Raw genomic sequence first — 19,471 nt, 5'->3', positions numbered from 1 at the left:
TCTGACCATGTACCCATCATTGGTAAACTGGTAAATTGCTATATTGATAAATTATACAAATTATGAATTTCAATACAAAAGTGATCCACGGAGGACAACATCATGAATCTGCAACAGGGTCTGTAAATGTTCCTGTATTTTTAACCTCTACATTTGCACAGAAAAGCCCGGGAGTACATTCCGGTTACGAATATTCAAGAGCTGCCAATCCTACAAGACAGGCTTTGGAAGACTCTTTGGCCAGCATAGAAAACGGAGCGAGGGGATTGGCTTTCGGTTCCGGTCTTGCCGCCATCGACTGTGTTTTAAAATTATTAAATCCCGGTGATGAGGTAATTGCTGTGGATGATTTATATGGAGGAACATACCGCATGTTCACAAGACTTTTTGAAAAATATCAGTTGAAATTTACGTTCGTGAATTTTGACGATGCTTCCAAAATTGCGGATGTTATTACAGATAAAACCAAATTAATCTGGATTGAGACGCCTACCAATCCGTTGATGAAATTAGTAGATATCAGGGCTGTTGTAGAAATTGCAAAAGGAAAAGACATCCTTGTGGCCGTTGACAACACTTTTGCTACACCCTATCTTCAGAGACCTATTGATCTGGGAGCGGATATCGTAATGCACTCAGCAACGAAATATTTGGGAGGTCACTCCGATGTTATTGCAGGTGCTTTAGTAGCAAAAGATGCTGAACTGGGCGAAAAACTTCACTTTATTCAGTTTGCAAGTGGCGGAATTTTAGGACCTCACGATTCCTACCTGGTGCTTAGAGGAATTAAAACCTTAGCGCTGAGAGTTCAGAGACACTCTGAAAACGGAATGGCAGTGGCAAAATATCTTGAGTCTCATCCTGCCGTTGCTCAGGTTATTTATCCCGGACTGGAATCTCACCCACAATATGAACTGGCAAAATCTCAGATGAAAGATTTCGGGGGAATGGTTTCATTTACCTTTAAATCCGGAAAAAAAGAAGATGCCGTTAAATTTTTAGAAAAAGTAAGAGTGTTCACATTAGCAGAATCTTTAGGTGGCGTAGAATCTCTGGCCAATCACCCTGCTCTAATGACTCACGCTTCTATTCCTGCAGAAAAACGTGCTGAATTGGGAATTACGGATGATTTGGTTCGTCTGAGTGTCGGGATTGAAGATGCGGAAGATCTTATCGCAGATCTGGAAAAGGCTTTTTCTTAATATAAAATAACAATTAAGATTTTGTTGAGAACTTCCTTACGTGAAATGTCTTTAAGCATAAGCATTTAGTTGTCAAAAAGTTTTTGCACGCTGCGTTTAAAACAAAAAATTAATTATTTAAATAAACATAATGAGAAAGATTCATATTTTATTATTGTTAATCTTAGGCCAAATTGCCTTTTCTCAGGTTAACAGTACTGATGAACTGTATAAAACGGCTAAAAAATTAGATAGTCTGATATTTGATGTCGGGTTTAACCAATGTGATCTTTCTCATTATGATTCTATCATCAGCAATGATCTGGAATTTTACCACGACAAGGGCGGAATTACTTCCGGGAAAGAGGCTTTCACCGCTTCTATCAGAAATAATATTTGCGGAGGACCGAATAAAGTCAGACGTGAACTGGTGCCCGGCAGCATGAAAGTCTATCCTTTGTATAATAAAAATGTCCTCTACGCCTTTATTCAGGAAGGTGAACATGATTTTGCCGAACTCGGTCAGGGAAAGTGGATTAAGGGGAGCCGCGCAAAATTTACCATTCTTTGGCTTTTAGAAGATAAAGGATGGAAAATGAAACGTGTTCTGAGCTACGATCATCACTTATAAACAATTATGAAAAATATAAGAAAAGCAACCCTTCAGGATATCCCTCAATTGGCTGAATTGTTTGATCAATACCGGATATTTTATCATAAAGACTCGGATATTTCCGCTGCAGAACAGTTTTTAACGGACAGAATCGAAAATAAGGATTCCGAGATTTTTATCGCTGAAAATGATGGGAAATTAGTGGGTTTTGTTCAGTTATATCCGTTGTTTTCATCTACCAGAATGAAGCGTTACTGGCTGCTGAACGATCTGTATGTGAATGAAGATCACCGCGGAAAAGGCTTTTCCAAAAAACTGATTGAAGAGGCCAAAGAACTGGCGCGATCTACCGATGCTTGCGGTATTCTCCTCGAAACAGGAAGATCCAATGATATCGGAAACAGGTTATATCCATCCTGTGGATTTGAAATGTACGATGAAGTGAATTTCTACGAATGGACGAATGGGTGATGTAGCAATATAACAATGTAGCAATGTAACAATGTAACGATATAGCAATGTAACAATGTAACAATGTAACGATGTAGCAATGGAACAGTGTAATAATGTTTTAAGTGGTTTAACTGATAGACTGCTGTATTGTAAATTCTTTAAAAGTAATGACTGATTTTCAAAAATATATTCAGAGATATTTAGATTATATTCCGTCGGTAAACTGGCTGGAAGAATTAAGACGTTCAGGTGAAAAAACGGTAGCTGTTTACTCAGAACTTTCGGACGAACAGTCGCATTTTGCTTATGATGAAGGAAAATGGACCCTGAAAGAGCTGCTTTTACATCTGTCAGATACCGAGAGGGTTTTTCAGTACCGCATTTTAGCATTTGCCAGAGGTGACCAAAATGAACTGCCTGGCTTTGATGAAGAATCATACGCCAAAAATTCTTTTGCCAATACCCGAAGTTTGCAGTCATTGCTGGAGGAATACCGGTTAATCAGAAAATCGTCTCAGATTCTGCTGGATACCCTTGATCCGACTATTGTCAATAATACCGGAACTGCCAATGGTAACCGGATTTCTGTCGAAACCATCGGAAAACTGATTGTCGGGCATAATATCCATCATTTGAATATTATTGAGGAGAGGTATTTGGTGAAGCTGTAAATTTTTATAATTTTATAGTCATTGCGAGGGGCGAAGCGACGAAGCAATCTTTAGAATTATTAATATTTAAATTTACACAGATGAAGCCCGGTTTTGTTTATATCATGACCAATAAAAATAATACTGTCCTCTATACAGGTGTGACATCAAATCTGCCAAAAAGAGTTAAGGAGCATAAAGAGAAATTTCATGAACTGAGTTTTACTTCTAAATATAACTTAAATAAACTGGTTTATTGGGAATCTTTTCAGGAAATAGGAGATGCCATTTTTAGAGAAAAGCAAATTAAGGCGGGTTCCCGACTGAAAAAATTAAATTTGATAAACTCATTCAATGGGGAATGGGAAGATTTAGCAGAAGATATTGAGGAGATTATGAATCCTTTTTGAGATTGCTTCGTCGCTTCGCTCCTCGCAATGACATAAATATAATGGAAAATATAATTAACATACTAAAATCCGGAGGCACTATTTTGTATCCCACAGACACCATCTGGGGAATCGGTTGTGACGCTACCAATACAGAGGCGATCAATAAAATTTTTGAGATTAAAAAGCGTGAAAAGAACAAATCCATGATCATTCTGGTAGAGTCTGAAAAAAGGCTGCAGGATTTGGTGGATGTTCCGGAAATGGCCTGGGAAATTATTGATTTAAGCGAGAAGCCGGTCACGATTGTGTATGAAAATCCAAAAGGACTGCCGAAGGAATTACTAGCCGAAGATGGAAGTATAGGAATCCGTTTGGTGAAAACTGATTTCTGTAAAAAATTAATTACAAAACTTAATAAACCCTTAGTTTCCACTTCCGCCAACTTCAGTGGAGATAAAAGTCCGTTGAAATTTTCTGATATTTCACCGGAGATTATTGATCTTGTGGATTATGCGGTGGAAGAAGACCGCGAAATAGTTTCCAAGTACTCAGGATCATCAGTGATAAAAATCTGGAGTGATAACAGAATCAAAGTACTTCGCGAATAAAAGAAAAGATTTTAATTATCTTTGCAAAATAAGGAGCCATTAAGAAGTCGGGAATTCAGTTTGTATACTTAAAACCCGATTTCTTAGTGGTTTTACATTAGATATTGGTAAACAGTTAAAACAGGTAGTTTTAAATCTGATATCTAGCATTTAATATCTAACATCTATTTAAAAAATGTTCATCAACTTAAATCAAAATAAAAATCTAAAACTTTTCAAACTCATTTCTGAAGTTGCAGACAAAAATAAGCAGTCTGTTTATATTGTCGGGGGCTTTGTCCGGGATTTATTAATGAAAAGAAAAGCTTCTGCGGATATTGATTTTGTGACCGAACAGAGTGGGATTGAACTGGCTCAACAGGTAGGGCATGAAATTGATCCGAAAATGAAAGTTTCGGTGTTCAAAACCTACGGCACAGCAATGATCAAATATAAGGATCTGGAGCTTGAATTCGTAGGGGCAAGGAAGGAGAGTTATACCGAAAACAGCCGGAAGCCTGAAGTTGAAGGCGGAACTATCGAAGATGATCAGAAAAGGAGGGATTTTACGGTGAATGCAATGGCAATCTCCTTAAATAAAGGTAATTTCGGAGAATTAATCGATCCGTTTAACGGAATTGGAGACCTTGAGAATGCGGTCTTAAGAACCCCTTTGGAGCCTGCTCAAACCTATTCTGATGATCCGTTGAGAATGATGAGGGCGGTTCGTTTTGCATCAACATTAAATTTTACAGTAGAAGAAAAATCACTGGAAGCCATACAACAGGAAGCAGAGCGAATCAAAATTGTTTCTATGGAAAGAGTGATGGTGGAATTTAACAAAATCATGCTTTCTGCCAAACCTTCCGTAGGCCTACGGCTGATGGAACAGACGGGTTTAATGAAATTAATTATTCCGGAACTGATTGATCTGAAAGGGGTAGAAGAAGTAGAAGGACAAACCCATAAAGATAACTTTTATCATACGCTGGAAGTGGTTGATAATATCTCCGAAAATACAGATAATCTGTGGCTTCGCTGGTCTGCACTGCTTCACGATATCGGAAAAGCACCGACCAAAAAATTTGTAGAAGGAACAGGATGGACCTTCCACGGACATGAGTTTCTAGGTTCGAAAATGGTGAAAACATTATTTCAGAGACTGAAATTACCATTGGGACCGGATATGAAGTATGTCCAGAAAATGGTAAAGCTTTCATCCCGGCCTATAGCTTTAATTACCGATGATGCGTCTGACGCTGCGTTGAGAAGATTGTTGTTTGACGCAGGAGAAAATCTGGAAGATCTATTTACCCTTTGTAAAGCGGATATTACGACCAAAAATTCCAGGAAACAGGAGAAGTTTAAAAAGAATTTTGAATATGTTGCGGTAAAAATAAAGGAGGTGGAAGAAAAAGATCAGGTAAGAAACTTCCAGCCGCCCATTTCCGGAGAAGAAATCATGGAGATGTTTAATCTCAAACCAGGTCGTGAAATCGGAATTTTAAAGGAAAAAGTAAAAGAAGCGATTCTTGAAGGCGAGATTGGAAACGACAGTGAAGAGGCCCGCAATTTTGTGATTGCTGAGGCTGAAAAATTAGGATTAACACCCGCTTAAATAATTTTCGGGCTATTTGACTGTATCATTTTGTCGATTATTGTCATCTTGAATATCGTCATTTGGAAATATAATATCATTAAAAAACGTAATTGGATACTGTATCTGATTGCGTTTTCACTTTTTGGATGGGTTATTCCGTTTTTTGCGGTATACTTTGAAGTTCAAAAAGCGATAAAAGATCAGTCATTGGTTGATAATTTTACTCTTTTATCCGCTTATTTCAGATTTCCAATTTGGTGGTTCATGGTAACCTTCGAATTGACATTAAAGCTGTTTAAACTTTTCTATTATCACAAAGTAGATCTGAAAGATTTTAAACACTTAAATTAATTAAAGTAATATACTTTACGCAAAAGAAGTACACTGAAGTTTTTTGAAAATCTTTGATTTTCACCTGATGTGAACTTAATTTTTCGGTTTTTTTTAAAACTTTCTAAAGTGTACTTAAGTGTGAGACAGTAAGTACAACACACCGCTACCACACTGCTACCGCACGAATCCCTTCGTGTGGTTGCCTGTAGCAAACCACAAAGAAAATCCCAGATTTCTAAACACATAAGTTAATTTAAGTAATATACTTTGCGCAGAAGAAGTACACTGAAGTCTTGTTAAAAATCTTTTGATTTTCTTCTGAAGCACACTAATTCTGCATTATTTTTTTTCCTGAAATAGACCTCTAACGAAAGTTTCTGCCACTGGCAGCCAGTTTTCAGCCGTTTATAATGATCTGAATTATTTTTACCAAGTCAACTTAGTAGAAAATCCTCTTTTCCCTCTGCTTAGATGGTAAAATCCATTTTTCTATTTTATCTTTGCTATGAGTTCCAGATTGTTAGTCTTTTACATTGCAATCCAAAATTGCTAATTTTCTCGGAGCTCTATCTTCCTGAATAAGTTTAAACAACATCATTGTTAAAAACTTTGATAAGAAAATAAAGTCGGGCGGTTTCAAAGAAACCGCCCGACCAAACACACAGGATGAAAAATAAAATATTTTAATACCAGGTAGGTGTTATTTTTAGTTGATGTAGAATCCGTTTGCTCCTTTTCCGGCTGTAAATGAGGTAAGTAGAGATCCGGTTAGTGAATATACGCTGATTTTACTGTCCTGAGTAAATCCATTGGCATCAGAAGTGAAAATTCTTCCGTTGATTACATTAAATCCATATAACGCAGAATACTGGTCCACACTGTCAGGTACTGTAAAAAGTGGTGTTGTAGGAGCGGCTGTCGCATTCATGCTCATAGCGTACACATTTTTTCCTGCTGTGAAGTAGTATCTGTCACCGTAGATTTCAAGATTAGTTGCATTGGCAATTCCTGTTAAAGTCTTGGTATTCACGATGTTTCCTGAGCTTGAAATCTGATAGATATAAGAATCTGCAGTTCCCTGAGCAATCACATAAACGTTATTATTTACGGCAATGGTCTTCGTAATATCTCCGTTTGGAACAGTGATCGTAGACTGAAGCTCATTGGTGGAAGTGTTGATCAGACTGATCTTGTTTCCGAAACCGAATGAAGCATTCTGTACAAAGATATTCCCGCCGGCCTGTACAATTCTCTCCACATTATCAGTGAAAGAAATTTTCTTTACAAAAGCATTGTTGGCAGCATTGTAGATGCTTACGTATTTATCCCCACCGTATTTGTCATTCGTTACATACAGGAAATTATTGGCAAAAGCTGAATAACGGGGATTGTCGATCTGTTCAGTAATCTCACCGTATTTCTTAAAAGTATAACGGTCTACCACCTGGATTTTATTCGACCCGTTCATCACAAGATAAGCCGCACCTCCGTTAAATCCTACACTCTGTAAAACGCTTCCCAGACTGGTATTGTTATTAAGAGAGTAAATATTATCCTGCTTAGCACTGAAATCTCCGGAAATATACGTTATATCAGCATTCGGCGCAGGAAAAGCACCTTCATTGGAAATCAAATATCCGTTACCATAAAATAATTCCTGTGTAAACTCGCTTTCGCTGTTACAGGAGATGTTGAAAAGCAATGCGAATGCTGCTACCAGAGTTAAAAGTCTAGTTAATTTCATATTATTTAAATTTAAAAATTTATTGTTGCAAAAATACTGTAATTTCTTTTGGGCATAGAATAGAATGCCACGGTTTCATAAACCGTATCTGTTATATTATTCACTTTAAAACCAAGAGTGTATTTTTTTGAAAGAGTTCCGGAAATCCCTGCATTTAAAATAAAATAAGGATCCAGCGCATCACTTCTTTTTTCATCACTCGTGGTATAGGTAAGTCCGTTAAAAACGCCCTGGGCATATATTTTTAAAAAGCCATAGTGATAATCGATATTTCCGACAGCTTTATGAAGCGGAACATACATTCTCTGCATGCCGGTGTCTTTATCGATTGATTTTGAGTAAGTATAGCCGGCATTCAATATCAGTGCATGTTTTCCGAAGTTGTAATGATAGCTGAACTGAGATTCCACACCGTAAGATTCCGCTCTTCTTACATTAAAAGCCGACCAATAGCCATATGGAGTAGGAAGCCAACTGATAAGATCTTTAACGTACATATAATACGGGCTAACCACTAATTTAAAATTTCCGAATGTGAACTCATGATCCATATCCGCCTGGACAGAAGTTTCCGGCCGTAGATCCAGGTTCCCGCCGGGCTGCCAGTAGAGATCATTAAATGAGGGATATCTGAAATTCCGGGACATGTTGACCCCTACATGATACCATGCTAGGGCATCCCATTTTCCGGCAAAGGAATATAAGATAGGGGCGCTGATATCTTCCACAAAATCCTTCTTGATTCCTGCTTCAAAACGAAGATCCCGGGTTGGGAAATATCTTAACAAGCCGGCCAGGGAACCGATATTTCTGCTCACGTCCTTAATTCCGGATTCATAGCCTTCAGCTTTATTTACCTGAAATTCCCCGATCACATTGACATTGATCTTTGAGGTGATGAAATAATTGAGATCATTTTTAAAAATATAGTTTTTCCCTTCAGCACCACTGCTTTTAAGCTTATCAATATCTCCGAAATACTGGAAATTATCTTCTGTATACGCTGCTTTTAAACTATTTGAAAAATGAGATTTATTAATATCCCAGGATAATAAACTTCTTAACGTCTGCGCTTTATATTTGGTCTTGGAGTCATTCTTAAGAAAAATAGGGTAGTGCTGCGAAGCATCAAATAGCTGGCTCTGCCAGGATAGCGTCTGATGTTTGGTAATTTTATAAGACACTCCGGTATTAAATCCAGTATTGTAGTACCTTCCGTTTCTGTTGATGTAGCCTTCTTCCGTCACTTTAGATTCCGGAACCGCATACTCATTCTGGCTGATGGAATAGTTACCGGAAACCTTAAAACTGAACCGGTCATTACTGAAAGAAGCCTTTAAAAAATTGTTGTAGGTATCAAATGAAGCCACCTCAGAGAAAAGACTTCCGTGAAATCCTTTATTAAAATCCAGCGTATTGTTCAGATGAATACTTCCTCCGATAGCACCACTTCCGTAAATCACACTTCCGCCACCCGCTTTTACCTCCAACTGATCATATCCGAATAATGAAGTATTATTAACGTCTGCCTGACCTAAAAACGTAGAGTTGATATTAATCCCATTCCAGACAAAAGCAGTCTGCTGAGCCGTACTTCCTCTGAAAGAGGGTGATGACACCGCTCCCCGTCCGTTCTCTTTGATGTAAATAGAAGACTGATAGCGTAAGAGATCAGAAAGACTGGTAGAATTTTTCTCTATATCTTTTGGGGTGAGGGTATTTACTTTATGAAAAAGTTTAACCCTGCTCATCTGGCTGTCGAAAACATAAATGGTATCAACGGTTTTCTCCTGGGCACAAAGAAAACTTCCATACGATGAAAAAATAAGCAGTAAAGACCTTTTTATATCCATTATTTTCACTTTTCCTCCGAAAGCAATTTATTTAAGTTATCATTCTTTTTGGCAGGTCTCCTGACTTTCGCTATTCTACACCTTCCCGTTGACACAGTGGTTTACTGTAGAAAATTCTTTTTGCGATTTACAGTTGCGGGGACAGTTTGGGAGTTTCACCCAATTCCCTATTATTTCCAATATCCTGGAAACCAAAATTTTTGCAAAGATAAGTTTTTAACCCGAGTTGCAATATGTTTAATCAGTACTTCTTGATCAGACTTTAAGCCTATAAAAACGTTGCATCAAAATAAAACGGCAGCAGATCTTTGATAGAATGTACTTTTACCACCTCATCATTCATGCTGGAGAAATACAGATCAATATTTTCGTTCTGCTTGGTTTCATACTCTATCAGACTTTGCCTGCATGCTCCACAAGGAGGAATAGGCGGATTTTTTTCGTCAGATTCCTTGGGGCCGCCTACAATGAAGATCTTCTTTACTTTTACATCCGGAAAATTCGCTGCTACCCAGAATAAGGTTGTCCTTTCTGCACATAACCCTGAAGGATAGGCGGCATTTTCCTGATTGTTACCCGAATAGATTTCTCCGTTTTCAAGAAGGACAGAGCAGCCTACGAGAAAGTTGGAGTAAGGGGCATAAGCATTTTCGCGGGCCTGCTTTGCTCTATCGAATAATTTTTTTTCAACATCACTTAGTTCGCTGCTATTCTTAAAGTGTTCGTAACTGATTTGAGCTTCTTTTTTCATATATTGTGGATTAAAAAAGGGGCGTAAAAATACCTATTTTAAATAAGGTAGGCAATATTATTTTATGCTACAGGATTTTAACAAAAAATATTCAGTTAAAAAATGTTATATACTCCAATACAATTCAGAAATGTAGAGTTGAAAAACCGTTGGGTAATGTCTCCGATGTGTATGTATTCATGTGAAAACGGTCTGGCCAATGACTTCCATTTTGTTCATTACGGAAGCAGGTCTCAGGGCGGAACGGGTTTGCTTATTGTAGAAGCTACAGGCGTAGAACCCAAAGGCAGAATTACCAATCACTGTATGGGAATCTGGACAGATGAGCAGGCAGAGAAACTGCAGAAAATTGTCGAATTTGTACACCAGAATTCGGACAGTAAAATCGGAATCCAGCTGGCACACGCCGGAAGAAAAGGTTCGACGTGGAATAATATTCAGATTCCGGTTGAAGAAGGCTGGGAAACGGTGGCACCAAGCCCTATTCCTTACCATCCCACAGAAAGAATTCCGCATGCTCTTACGGCTGAAGAAATCAGAGCGCAGGTTCAGCATTTTAAAATGGCCGCCAGAAGGGCAGTTAAAGCAGGTTTTGATGTCATCGAAATCCACGGGGCACACGGATATCTGCTCCATCAGTTTTTATCACCGCTTTCCAACATCAGAACAGATGAATATGGCGGAAGCTTTGAAAACAGAATCAGGTTTTTATTAGAAGTCGTAGATGCTGTGAATGAAGAACTGAATGACAATGTAGCCCTGTTTGTAAGGATTTCGGGAACCGAGTATGCTGAAAACGGCTGGGATATCGAAAGCAGTGCAGAACTGGCTAAGATTTTAAAAAACCATCATGTAGATCTCGTAGATGTTTCAAGCGGAGGAAATATCCACGGTGTGAAAATTCCGGTTTTCGACGGATATCAGGTACCGCTGGCTTCACAGGTCAGAAACCAGGCAGAAGTAAAAACGGGAGCGGTTGGACTCATCAAAACGGCAGAGCAGGCAGAAGAAATCCTTCAGAAAGGAGAAGCCGATTTAATATTTATAGCAAGAGAAATTTTGAGAAATCCTTATATTGCGGTTCAGGGATCCTTTGAAACGAAGGAAGACTGTTTTTTCCCTCACCAGTATTTAAGAGCTAAAATTTAACTTCTCATCAATTTCTGACAGATCATGAAAATGGAAGACTTTATGCTGCCCTGTCCCATAAAAAAGACCTTTGGAATAGAATGTCTGGGATGCGGATCCCAAAGAGCAATCGTTATGGTTTTTCAGGGAAGGTTTACAGAAGCTTTTCATCTGTATCCCGCAGTATATACGCTTCTCTTATTCTTTTTTATATTGGGAATAAGCTTTATAGACAGGAAAAGGAAATATGGAAATCTTTTAGTTATTCTGATCATGATCAATATTGTTGTGATGATCGTCTCTTACGTCTGTAAACACGCTGTTCATTAATTTCAGAATTGCTATCGAAATACATTCTAAAGATCACGAAAGTGGTCTTTTTTTATGATGCCATAATCTGTTTAATTTTTTTTGGAGCTTTTTCCGGCTCTCCGCACTCGCTATTTTCCTGATTTCGGCGAGCCACAGGCTCGCCGAAATCAGGAAAATGAGCTCAGACAAATGCTGCGATCCGGGCTGGGATCATGATTTTCTTTTCAACATTTTGAAAAGCATTGGCAATAGTGGGGTTTCATTAAAAATCCGGGCGGGATTTTCTGTCACAGGTAAAACCAAAGGCAATGCTGATTACTTACATTCGTTGAAATTAAGAATAAATAAAAGCCCTTCATTCGAGTGAAAGAAGGGCTTTAACATTAATTTGGTACAATGTATTATTTTACAATAAACTTCAGCGCTGAACCATCCAGTTTCAATAGGTAGACGCCCTGTTCAAGGGGTTTCATTCTTATTGAATTTCTGCTGTTTTTAAAAGGCTGATCGATGGTCTGCATCACTTTCCCCTGAAGGTTGTAGATCTCCGCTTTTTTGATATGCTGAGTTTCTCCTTTTATAAAAATTTCATTACTGGCAACAGGATTCGGATACACCTGCAACTCTCTTTGATCCGGAATCAGTTCCGAAGAAAAGATCTGACTTTGTCTGGATGTCCCGGAATAACAGGTCCAGCTTACATTATCAACAGCCACCCTGTTGCCTGATGAGGTATTCTCCAAACTCACCACTACATTTCCGGAGATATTGATATTGCTTAGGGTTGTAGTGGTCACATTCGTATTGTAGGGAACCATTCCCACGGTTGTTCCGTTTACTTTCACGTTAAGCGTTCCGTTGCTTCCTGAAAATTTCAATTGAGTCGTAACGGTTAATGAACCAATTCCATTGGCAGAACTGCTGGAAGAGAGAGAACCGTTTCGTATGGTAATCGCTTTTGCGGAAATGGTCTGGTCTGTTCTTGCATCGGTCGCCGTCCAGCTGACTCCCCCGTTAGACCAGGTTCTTGTTACATACGAAGCGGCACTCGCTGCCGGAATGGTTTCAAAAGACTCATTAATACAGTTCGTTCCCGAACTTGGAGTTCCCGGATTGGGTGTCGTTCCCCCTGAACTTCCGCCCCAGATCTGGTTCACATAACCCGGGTTGTCAATAAATGGATTCCTGTTTCCCTGATAGGTATAAGAAGCATTGTTCCTGTTGATTTCAGCCTGAGAAACAGGGTCCTGGGCATGCCAGGCCAGAAGAACATTCAGTTCCCAGGTTTGCAGTCCCGGAAAAGCAGAACTTCCCAGCATATTTCCTGTCGAGAAAGAAGAAAGCTTACTTTGATAACGGGTTACAAAGTAAAAGATCATCCTTGCCACATCGCCTTTAAATTCATCTATCGGTTCAAATACAGTTCCTCCATATCCTGAAGAAGCCGAATTCCCCAGTTTAGAGCCGTTTTTAGAAGTGAAAGTTGCCGTTCCCACCTTTCCGAACGGATAATTAGATCTCATTCCGTTTACTTTTCCGTCGGTAGCCCTGATAAAATGAATATCTGAAACCATGGGTGATGACTCGTTGAAGAAGCTTTGCGGAACAATATGTTCACGGTTATAGCAGTTTCCTTCCACAGAATACGTTCCGCACTGGTTGGTCCCCGGGTTATATTTATAAGGATCGGTTCCGGACGGCTTTTCCGAATAAATATCCAGGATAGAACCGTCGTTTTCATAAGTCTTATCGATATCTGTTGTTTTATAACCGGTCCAGAGTCCACTGTAGCCTTTATCCTGGTGACCACTGGAAATGATCGTACTTAAAGCTGTTTTAAGGGATGCTCCCGTAAGACCGTTCGCAGAATTATAATATCCCGCCGGAGCCTGCGCATTCGCCAGACCTGCAAAAGCACAAATGAATAGTATTTTTTTCATATCAATATAAATTTTGGTAAGAATAGTACAAATTAATGAATAAAAAATTACGGAATTGTTAAATTTCATTATGCAATGAATTATAGTAAAGTTCCATTGCTCATTCTTCACTGGAAAGCGCCATATGATATCATTACATAATTTTAAACCATTAAGACTGTGATCCCAGGCAAAAAGAATTTATGGAAGAGCATTTTAGGTAATGGTGTATTGATTTGTATTGTTAAAAATAATCCGAAATAGTATATGATTATATTAATCAACAGTAAACTGAAAATTAATTTTTATTTAATGGGTAAAAATCATGAAAAAATAAATTGAATGTAATAATGAAAATGATTATTTTCGCTATTATTATTTTTATTTAGAATGATTAAAAATTTATATTTAGCAGTCGGACTTCCCCTATTGAGTTATTTCTGCACAACTTACGGATTAAAGGCGCAGTGTAATATCGTTGACAGCTTTTCAGAAAATTTCGATACTTATAGTGCACCTGAAAGTATTGTTCCGACCTGTTGGGAAAGGTTGGTACTGAATGGCGCCAGCCAGATTATCTCAAGCACGCAGCCCGCTTCAGGCAGCAGCCAGATCTATCAGACCGGTTACGGGAGCGGAAAAGTTTCCGTCGTCATTATGCCCAGAATTTCCAATATCAGTGCCGGTACACACCAGTTCAGGTTTAAGGCGAAAGCCAATTCAGGCGGAGGTTTCCTGGAGTTCGGTTACATCACAGATCCTGCCGATGCCTCGACTTTTGTGGTACTGCAGCCGATTACCATTCTGAACAGCTCTTATGATGCTTCTTCGGAAAGAACTTTCACGGTACCGATAACAGTTCCTGACGGAGCGAGACTCGCCATCCGTAATCCTGGAACATCATTTGCCGGGCATTATTGGGACGATGCAGTATGGGAACCGATTCCGAACTTAGGAACGGATGATATGATAACGCCGGATCCTAAAATATATCCTAATCCATTCCATGATGTACTCCATATTTCTGATATTAAAAACATCAATTCAGTGACCCTTCATGATGCAACAGGCAGAGTTATCAGAACTGTCGGAAAACCTGAAAATCAATTGCCGGTGGGCGATCTCAAAACAGGAGCCTATTTTTTAACACTATATTATAAAGACGGATCAACAAAGTCTTCACAAATAATCAGGAAATAGTTTTTTTAAATTTACCCGAAAAGACTGTGATCATAGATCACAGTCTTTTCTATCATAAAGCAAAAAGTCAACACAAAATTTGCATTGACTTCTTTATCTATTAATTGACTTAATCTTACTTTCTCTGTGGAGGATAGTTTTTCATGATCTCCGCCATGATTTCAGGAATCTGTCTTTGTTTGGCTTTTGGCGAATCTACAGAAATTCCGCTTCCAATACCCTGCCAAACCAGTTTCTGGCTCTTGGCGTCCACCAGATCCACAATAATGGCTCCTTCATTATAATTGCTGGACCAGGTTCTGCTCATTCCGACTCCCCAACCGAAAGGACCGCCCCAACCATACATTCCATATGGAGAACTGCTGTTGATGTCTGTCACTTTCTTATGATTGGCTTTTACATTAACGATCAGATCAGGATTTTCTCCCGACTGTAAACCCTTGCTTTGAAGCTGTCTCGACAGTTCATTCAGAACCCTGTCTTTATCAATATCATTCAGTTTAAGATCGTCAATTCTAATTTTATACGTTTTATAAGACGGGAAATTAGCTGATTCAGCATAATCGGAACGTACCTGAAAAGGACTGCAGGATGTTAAACCCAAACCAGCCACAGCTAACAAAATAAAAATATATTTTTTCATTTTATTTATTTTTTTTATCGTTTTTAATGAATGTATCGGTCTTTTTATCGTATCCGTAAGGACAATGTCTACAGCCACTCTTACAGCAATGTCCTCTCTTCAGATGAAATTTTTCTGTAAAAACCTTATATCCCTGCTCATTGTAGTAAAAGTCTTCACCTTCTTTGATGTCAAAAAGTGCCATAGGTTAAATCTCTAAGTCAAAAAACTTTATATTTGTTATTATGATAATTGTATGCCAAAAGCCACTGGAAAAATTAAAAATCAACGGCATTGCTCTTTTTCCCTTTATCTTCATTAGGAAACCCGAAGATAAGGAAAATAAAATACTTGTCAACCACGAAAAAATCCATTTGAAACAACAATTGGAAATGCTCATCATTTTCTTTTATATTTTTTATATTATCGAATATTATTACTGGGTTTTCAAATTAAAAGACCCTTATTCAGCTTACAGAAGAATCTCATTCGAAAGAGAAGCCTATACGAACGAATCCGATTTGAATTATCTTAAAAAAAGAGAATTCTGGACTTTCCGGAAGTATCTGTGACCGGCAACTTCAGCCGGAGAAATCTGTATACCTTACCGGATGTCTGACTTCACTCCGAGATTAGATGACAAACGTCAATGCTTAAAAAATGCATCGGACTATAAAAAACATTAATTTTGTATGATATGATTTAAGTCAGACCATGATGTTGCCATTTCCTACAGAAAAAGTCCCTATTCAGGAAATCCCGGTTCATAAGAAAATAAAACTTTTCATGAAAAGGGAAGACCTTGTTCATCCTCAGATTTCGGGAAATAAATATTGGAAACTGTTTTTTAACATCAACAAGTATGTGGAAAAAAAAGTTGAAAAACCTTATATCATTACATTCGGAGGAGCTTTCTCCAATCACATCTCTGCCGTTTCTGCGGTAGGAAACTCAGCAAAAATTCCGACACTCGGAATCATAAGAGGTGAAGAGCTGAGGGAAAAATGGCGCGATAATCCAACATTGCTTTTTGCAAAAAGAAACGGAATGAATCTACGGTTTGTCACCCGGGAAGAATACCGTTACAAAGAAAAACTGACCGAATTTCTGCAGCAGGAATTTCCCGAAGCATTAATCATTCCGGAAGGCGGAAGCAACCAAGATGCCGTATCCGGCGTCAAAATGATGCTCAATGACGAAACAAAAGATTTTGATTATCTTTGCACCGCAGTCGGAACCGGAGGAACCGTTGCAGGAATTTCAGAATTTTGTGAAGAAAATCAGACTGTTATAGGGTTTAAAGCAGTAAACGATGAATCCCTGGAAGATAAGATCTCTGAATTAACTTTAAAAAGGAATTTTCATCTAATAGATTCTGGTTTTGGAGGTTATGGTAAAATAAAAGATGAAAATATTCGTTTTATCAATGACTTTAAAGAAAATTATGGCGTTCCTTTAGAACCTATTTATACGGGAAAAATGATGCAGAAAGTTTTTGAACTGATCAATGAAGATTATTTTCCTGAAGACAGCCGGATTTTGTGCTTTCACACTGGTGGATTACAGGGAATCGAGGGCGCAAATTTGCTCCTGGAAAAACAGAACAGAAATTTAATTATATAAGTAAACATTGAAAAACATGAAACACCAGGTGTTCCATCTTTCATTTTAAAACAATAAAAATTATAAGATGAAAAGACTTTTCTTACTTGCAAGCCTTTTAGTTTTATCAAAATTTCCGGCTCAGTCCTGGGCCACTGAAGACCAATACATCCAGAAATTTGCGAAGTATGCGGTAGAAGAAATGGAAAAATACAAAATTCCTGCTTCTATAACGCTTGCTCAGGGACTTTTGGAAACAGGCGGCGGACAGAGCCGGCTGGCTCTTGAAGGCAAAAATCATTTCGGGATAAAATGTAAAGAAGACTGGACGGGTAAAACAATGAAGCATACGGATGATGCTCCCAACGAGTGTTTCCGTGTATATGAAGATCCCAGACAGTCTTATGAAGATCATTCGGTTTTCCTGTCCACCAGAAAATATTATACCAATCTCTTCAGCCTGGATATGAAAGATTACAGAGGATGGGCCCACGGTTTGAAAAAAGCCGGATATGCAACGAATCCCAGATATGCTTCCATATTGATAGGTAAAATTGAAAAATATAAGCTGTACGAGTTTGACGATACCAATTCTAAAGAGGTTTTATATGCCGTACTGAAAATGTATCCGGGTCTGAAAGATGACCGGTCTTTTATGGCCCAGCTGGAACCTCAGAAATATGTGAAAAAGGCTAAAGAGCCCGTTACCGTAGTGGTTCCGTACAAGCAGACGTCTTTTGCACAGCAGCAGAAAAGGGTGGAAAGAATCAAAACAAAAGCTGAAATCCTTAATTCCATATTAATTAAAAGCCATCCCAATGACGGGTTGAAATATATCATTATCCCGGAAGATACGAATGTACAGTTTATCGCGAAAAAATTTAAAGTAAGCGAAAGCAAACTGACCAAATGGAATGAACTCCAGGGTGATTTTTTAAAGAAAAATGATATCGTATTCCTGGAATCAAAGAACTCTGAAGGAAATACAGCTACCTATAAAGCCGAGTATGGAGAAGATATGCACGATATCGCTCAGAAATTCGGAATTAAACTGAATAAATTATACGCCAAAAACAGAATGGATGAAGGACAGAAACCTTCTGCAGGACAGTTGATTTATTTAATTGATAAAAAACCCAGAAACTAATTTTTGCTGGATGGCTGATAGTCGGTGACCGATTAGCTCACGACTGTTAACCAATAACGACAACAACATATGAAATACCAAAGAAGTTCCGCTTTATTTGATGAAGCGTACCAATACATTCCCGGCGGGGTAAATTCTCCGGTCCGCGCATTCAAGTCTGTAGGAGGAGTGCCGGTTTTTATGAAATCTGCAAAAGGAGCGTACCTTACCGATGCCGATGACAACACCTATATCGATTATATCAATTCGTGGGGACCTGCCATTTTAGGACATACCCACCCTGAGGTGCTTGAAGAATTAAAAATACAGGCAGAAAAAGGTTTCTCTTTCGGTGCTCCGACAGAACTGGAAACTGAAATTGCAAAATTTATTGTAAACCATGTTCCGAATATCGACCAGATCAGGATGGTTTCTTCGGGAACTGAAGCGTGTATGAGTGCGATCCGACTGGCGAGGGGCTTTACGGGAAAAGATAAATTTATCAAGTTTGAAGGATGCTATCATGGCCACTCAGATTCATTTCTGATCAAAGCGGGAAGTGGTGCTGCCACCTTTGGGAATCCCAATTCTCCGGGAGTAACGCCCGGGACTGCAAAAGATACTTTACTGGCAAGGTACAATGATTTTGAACAGGTGCAGGATCTGTTCAGACACAATCAGGGTGAAATTGCCGCCGTTATTATCGAACCTGTTGCCGGAAACATGGGCTGCGTAATTCCTGAAAATGAATTTCTTCAGAAATTAAGAAAAATATGTGATGAAAATGGTGCCTTGCTTATTTTTGATGAGGTAATGACCGGCTTCAGGCTGGCTTTCGGAGGAGCCCAGGAGCTTTTCAATGTAAAAGCAGATTTGGTGACCTACGGAAAGGTAATCGGAGGCGGTCTTCCGGTAGGTGCTTTTGCAGGCAGAAATGAAATTATGGATCATTTGGCACCAAAAGGCGGCGTATATCAGGCCGGAACCTTAAGTGGAAATCCCCTGGCGATGCGGGCGGGACTAAAAACCCTCCAACTGATCAAAAATGACCCGGATTTTTTCAACCGACTTGCTAAGACCACGGAAACACTGGATTTTGAGATAGGGAAAATTTTGAATGAAAAAGGAATTCCGCATAAAATCAACAGAAAAGGATCGATGATGTCGGTCTTCTTTCATACCAACAGGGTTTCCAACTTTGATGAAGCTCAGGAAGCTAATCATGCCCTGTTCAATAACTTTTTCCACCAGATGCTCACGAACGGAGTTTATCTGCCGCCGAGCGGATACGAGACCTATTTCATCAGTGATGCAATAAAGGATACAGAAATTGACAGAACGCTTGAAGCCGTCAGGAAATTCGAATATGCCAATTAATACAATAAATTAATTTACAAAAGGACGG

General features: G+C 38.8%; 20 protein-coding genes and 1 riboswitch. Of the genes, 14 read left to right on the top strand and 6 right to left on the bottom strand.

Annotation, left to right across the window (positions count from 1 at the left end):
* Positions 1–62: 62 nt before the first annotated feature.
* From ODZ84_RS08445 to ODZ84_RS08415, 7 genes are all read left to right on the top strand, one after another.
* Entirely contained in the window at positions 63–1,202 is a 1,140-nt protein-coding gene (locus tag ODZ84_RS08445) for a cystathionine gamma-synthase (RefSeq protein WP_266176538.1), read from the top strand.
* Between the two features lie 130 nt (positions 1,203–1,332).
* Positions 1,333–1,812, top strand: coding sequence for a nuclear transport factor 2 family protein (locus tag ODZ84_RS08440; RefSeq protein WP_266176537.1), 480 nt, complete (start codon positions 1,333–1,335; stop codon positions 1,810–1,812).
* A 6-nt stretch (positions 1,813–1,818) separates the two neighbouring features.
* Positions 1,819–2,265 (top strand): GNAT family N-acetyltransferase, encoded by a 447-nt coding sequence (locus ODZ84_RS08435; protein WP_266176536.1) that lies wholly within the window; start codon positions 1,819–1,821, stop codon positions 2,263–2,265.
* A gap of 149 nt (positions 2,266–2,414) precedes the next feature.
* The gene (locus ODZ84_RS08430) at positions 2,415–2,918 is read left to right on the top strand and encodes a DinB family protein (protein WP_266176535.1); all 504 of its coding nucleotides are present in this window, start codon (positions 2,415–2,417) and stop codon (positions 2,916–2,918) included.
* An 80-nt stretch (positions 2,919–2,998) separates the two neighbouring features.
* Positions 2,999–3,307, top strand: coding sequence for a GIY-YIG nuclease family protein (locus ODZ84_RS08425; protein WP_266176533.1), 309 nt, complete (start codon positions 2,999–3,001; stop codon positions 3,305–3,307).
* Between the two features lie 41 nt (positions 3,308–3,348).
* Positions 3,349–3,897 carry an L-threonylcarbamoyladenylate synthase gene (locus tag ODZ84_RS08420; protein WP_266176532.1) on the top strand — a complete coding sequence of 183 codons (549 nt, stop codon included), beginning with the start codon at positions 3,349–3,351 and terminating at the stop codon, positions 3,895–3,897.
* 175 nt (positions 3,898–4,072) lie between these two features.
* Positions 4,073–5,494 (top strand): CCA tRNA nucleotidyltransferase, encoded by a 1,422-nt coding sequence (locus ODZ84_RS08415; protein ID WP_266176531.1) that lies wholly within the window; start codon positions 4,073–4,075, stop codon positions 5,492–5,494.
* A 1,021-nt stretch (positions 5,495–6,515) separates the two neighbouring features.
* On the opposite strand, the gene ODZ84_RS08410 is transcribed toward ODZ84_RS08415, so the two are convergent.
* The 3 genes from ODZ84_RS08410 to ODZ84_RS08400 all read right to left on the bottom strand — a co-directional run bounded on the left by ODZ84_RS08410 (position 6,516) and on the right by ODZ84_RS08400 (position 10,157).
* The gene (locus tag ODZ84_RS08410) at positions 6,516–7,553 is read right to left on the bottom strand and encodes a YncE family protein (RefSeq protein WP_266176530.1); all 1,038 of its coding nucleotides are present in this window, start codon (positions 7,551–7,553) and stop codon (positions 6,516–6,518) included.
* Between the two features lie 11 nt (positions 7,554–7,564).
* Complete coding sequence (locus ODZ84_RS08405) at positions 7,565–9,406, bottom strand: TonB-dependent receptor plug domain-containing protein (RefSeq protein WP_266176529.1); 1,842 nt, start codon at positions 9,404–9,406, stop codon at positions 7,565–7,567.
* A 33-nt stretch (positions 9,407–9,439) separates the two neighbouring features.
* Positions 9,440–9,617: riboswitch (cobalamin riboswitch) on the bottom strand.
* Between the two features lie 57 nt (positions 9,618–9,674).
* The gene (locus tag ODZ84_RS08400; protein WP_266176528.1) at positions 9,675–10,157 is read right to left on the bottom strand and encodes a cytidine deaminase; all 483 of its coding nucleotides are present in this window, start codon (positions 10,155–10,157) and stop codon (positions 9,675–9,677) included.
* A 102-nt stretch (positions 10,158–10,259) separates the two neighbouring features.
* Here ODZ84_RS08400 and ODZ84_RS08395 point away from each other — a divergent pair, with 102 nt between their 5' ends.
* A complete protein-coding gene (locus ODZ84_RS08395) occupies positions 10,260–11,306 on the top strand; it encodes an NADH:flavin oxidoreductase/NADH oxidase (protein WP_266176527.1) in 1,047 nt (348 codons plus the stop codon).
* Between the two features lie 24 nt (positions 11,307–11,330).
* Positions 11,331–11,615: a DUF2752 domain-containing protein gene (locus ODZ84_RS08390; RefSeq protein ID WP_266176526.1), complete on the top strand. Its 285-nt coding sequence runs from the start codon at positions 11,331–11,333 to the stop codon at positions 11,613–11,615.
* A gap of 383 nt (positions 11,616–11,998) precedes the next feature.
* On the opposite strand, the gene ODZ84_RS08385 is transcribed toward ODZ84_RS08390, so the two are convergent.
* Positions 11,999–13,537 carry an endonuclease gene (locus tag ODZ84_RS08385; protein ID WP_266176525.1) on the bottom strand — a complete coding sequence of 513 codons (1,539 nt, stop codon included), beginning with the start codon at positions 13,535–13,537 and terminating at the stop codon, positions 11,999–12,001.
* Positions 13,538–13,906: 369 nt separating this feature from the next.
* Here ODZ84_RS08385 and ODZ84_RS08380 point away from each other — a divergent pair, with 369 nt between their 5' ends.
* On the top strand, positions 13,907–14,716 hold the full coding sequence (locus ODZ84_RS08380; protein ID WP_266176524.1) for a T9SS type A sorting domain-containing protein: 810 nt from the start codon (positions 13,907–13,909) through the stop codon (positions 14,714–14,716).
* Between the two features lie 115 nt (positions 14,717–14,831).
* On the opposite strand, the gene ODZ84_RS08375 is transcribed toward ODZ84_RS08380, so the two are convergent.
* Together ODZ84_RS08375 and ODZ84_RS08370 are read right to left on the bottom strand one after the other, a co-directional pair.
* A complete protein-coding gene (locus ODZ84_RS08375; protein WP_266176523.1) occupies positions 14,832–15,359 on the bottom strand; it encodes a DUF4136 domain-containing protein in 528 nt (175 codons plus the stop codon).
* Between the two features lies 1 nt (position 15,360).
* Positions 15,361–15,543 (bottom strand): DUF5522 domain-containing protein, encoded by a 183-nt coding sequence (locus ODZ84_RS08370; protein ID WP_029294953.1) that lies wholly within the window; start codon positions 15,541–15,543, stop codon positions 15,361–15,363.
* Positions 15,544–15,583: 40 nt separating this feature from the next.
* On the opposite strand from ODZ84_RS08370, the gene ODZ84_RS08365 reads away from it, so the two are divergent.
* From ODZ84_RS08365 to hemL, 4 genes are all read left to right on the top strand, one after another.
* Positions 15,584–15,910, top strand: a complete 327-nt coding sequence (locus tag ODZ84_RS08365) for a hypothetical protein (protein WP_266176522.1) — start codon at positions 15,584–15,586, stop codon at positions 15,908–15,910.
* 142 nt (positions 15,911–16,052) lie between these two features.
* Entirely contained in the window at positions 16,053–16,961 is a 909-nt protein-coding gene (locus ODZ84_RS08360) for a 1-aminocyclopropane-1-carboxylate deaminase/D-cysteine desulfhydrase (protein WP_266176521.1), read from the top strand.
* Between the two features lie 67 nt (positions 16,962–17,028).
* Positions 17,029–18,087, top strand: a complete 1,059-nt coding sequence (locus ODZ84_RS08355; protein WP_266176520.1) for a glucosaminidase domain-containing protein — start codon at positions 17,029–17,031, stop codon at positions 18,085–18,087.
* Positions 18,088–18,156: 69 nt separating this feature from the next.
* Positions 18,157–19,443 (top strand): glutamate-1-semialdehyde 2,1-aminomutase, encoded by a 1,287-nt coding sequence (gene hemL / locus ODZ84_RS08350; protein ID WP_266176519.1) that lies wholly within the window; start codon positions 18,157–18,159, stop codon positions 19,441–19,443.
* The last annotated feature ends 28 nt before the right edge of the window (positions 19,444–19,471 follow it).

This window comes from Chryseobacterium fluminis, assembly GCF_026314945.1.
In the GTDB taxonomy this organism is placed as follows: Bacteria; Bacteroidota; Bacteroidia; order Flavobacteriales; family Weeksellaceae; genus Chryseobacterium; species Chryseobacterium fluminis.
Note: the sequence above shows the minus strand (reverse complement) of the source record. Positions and strands in the feature narration are given on the sequence as shown.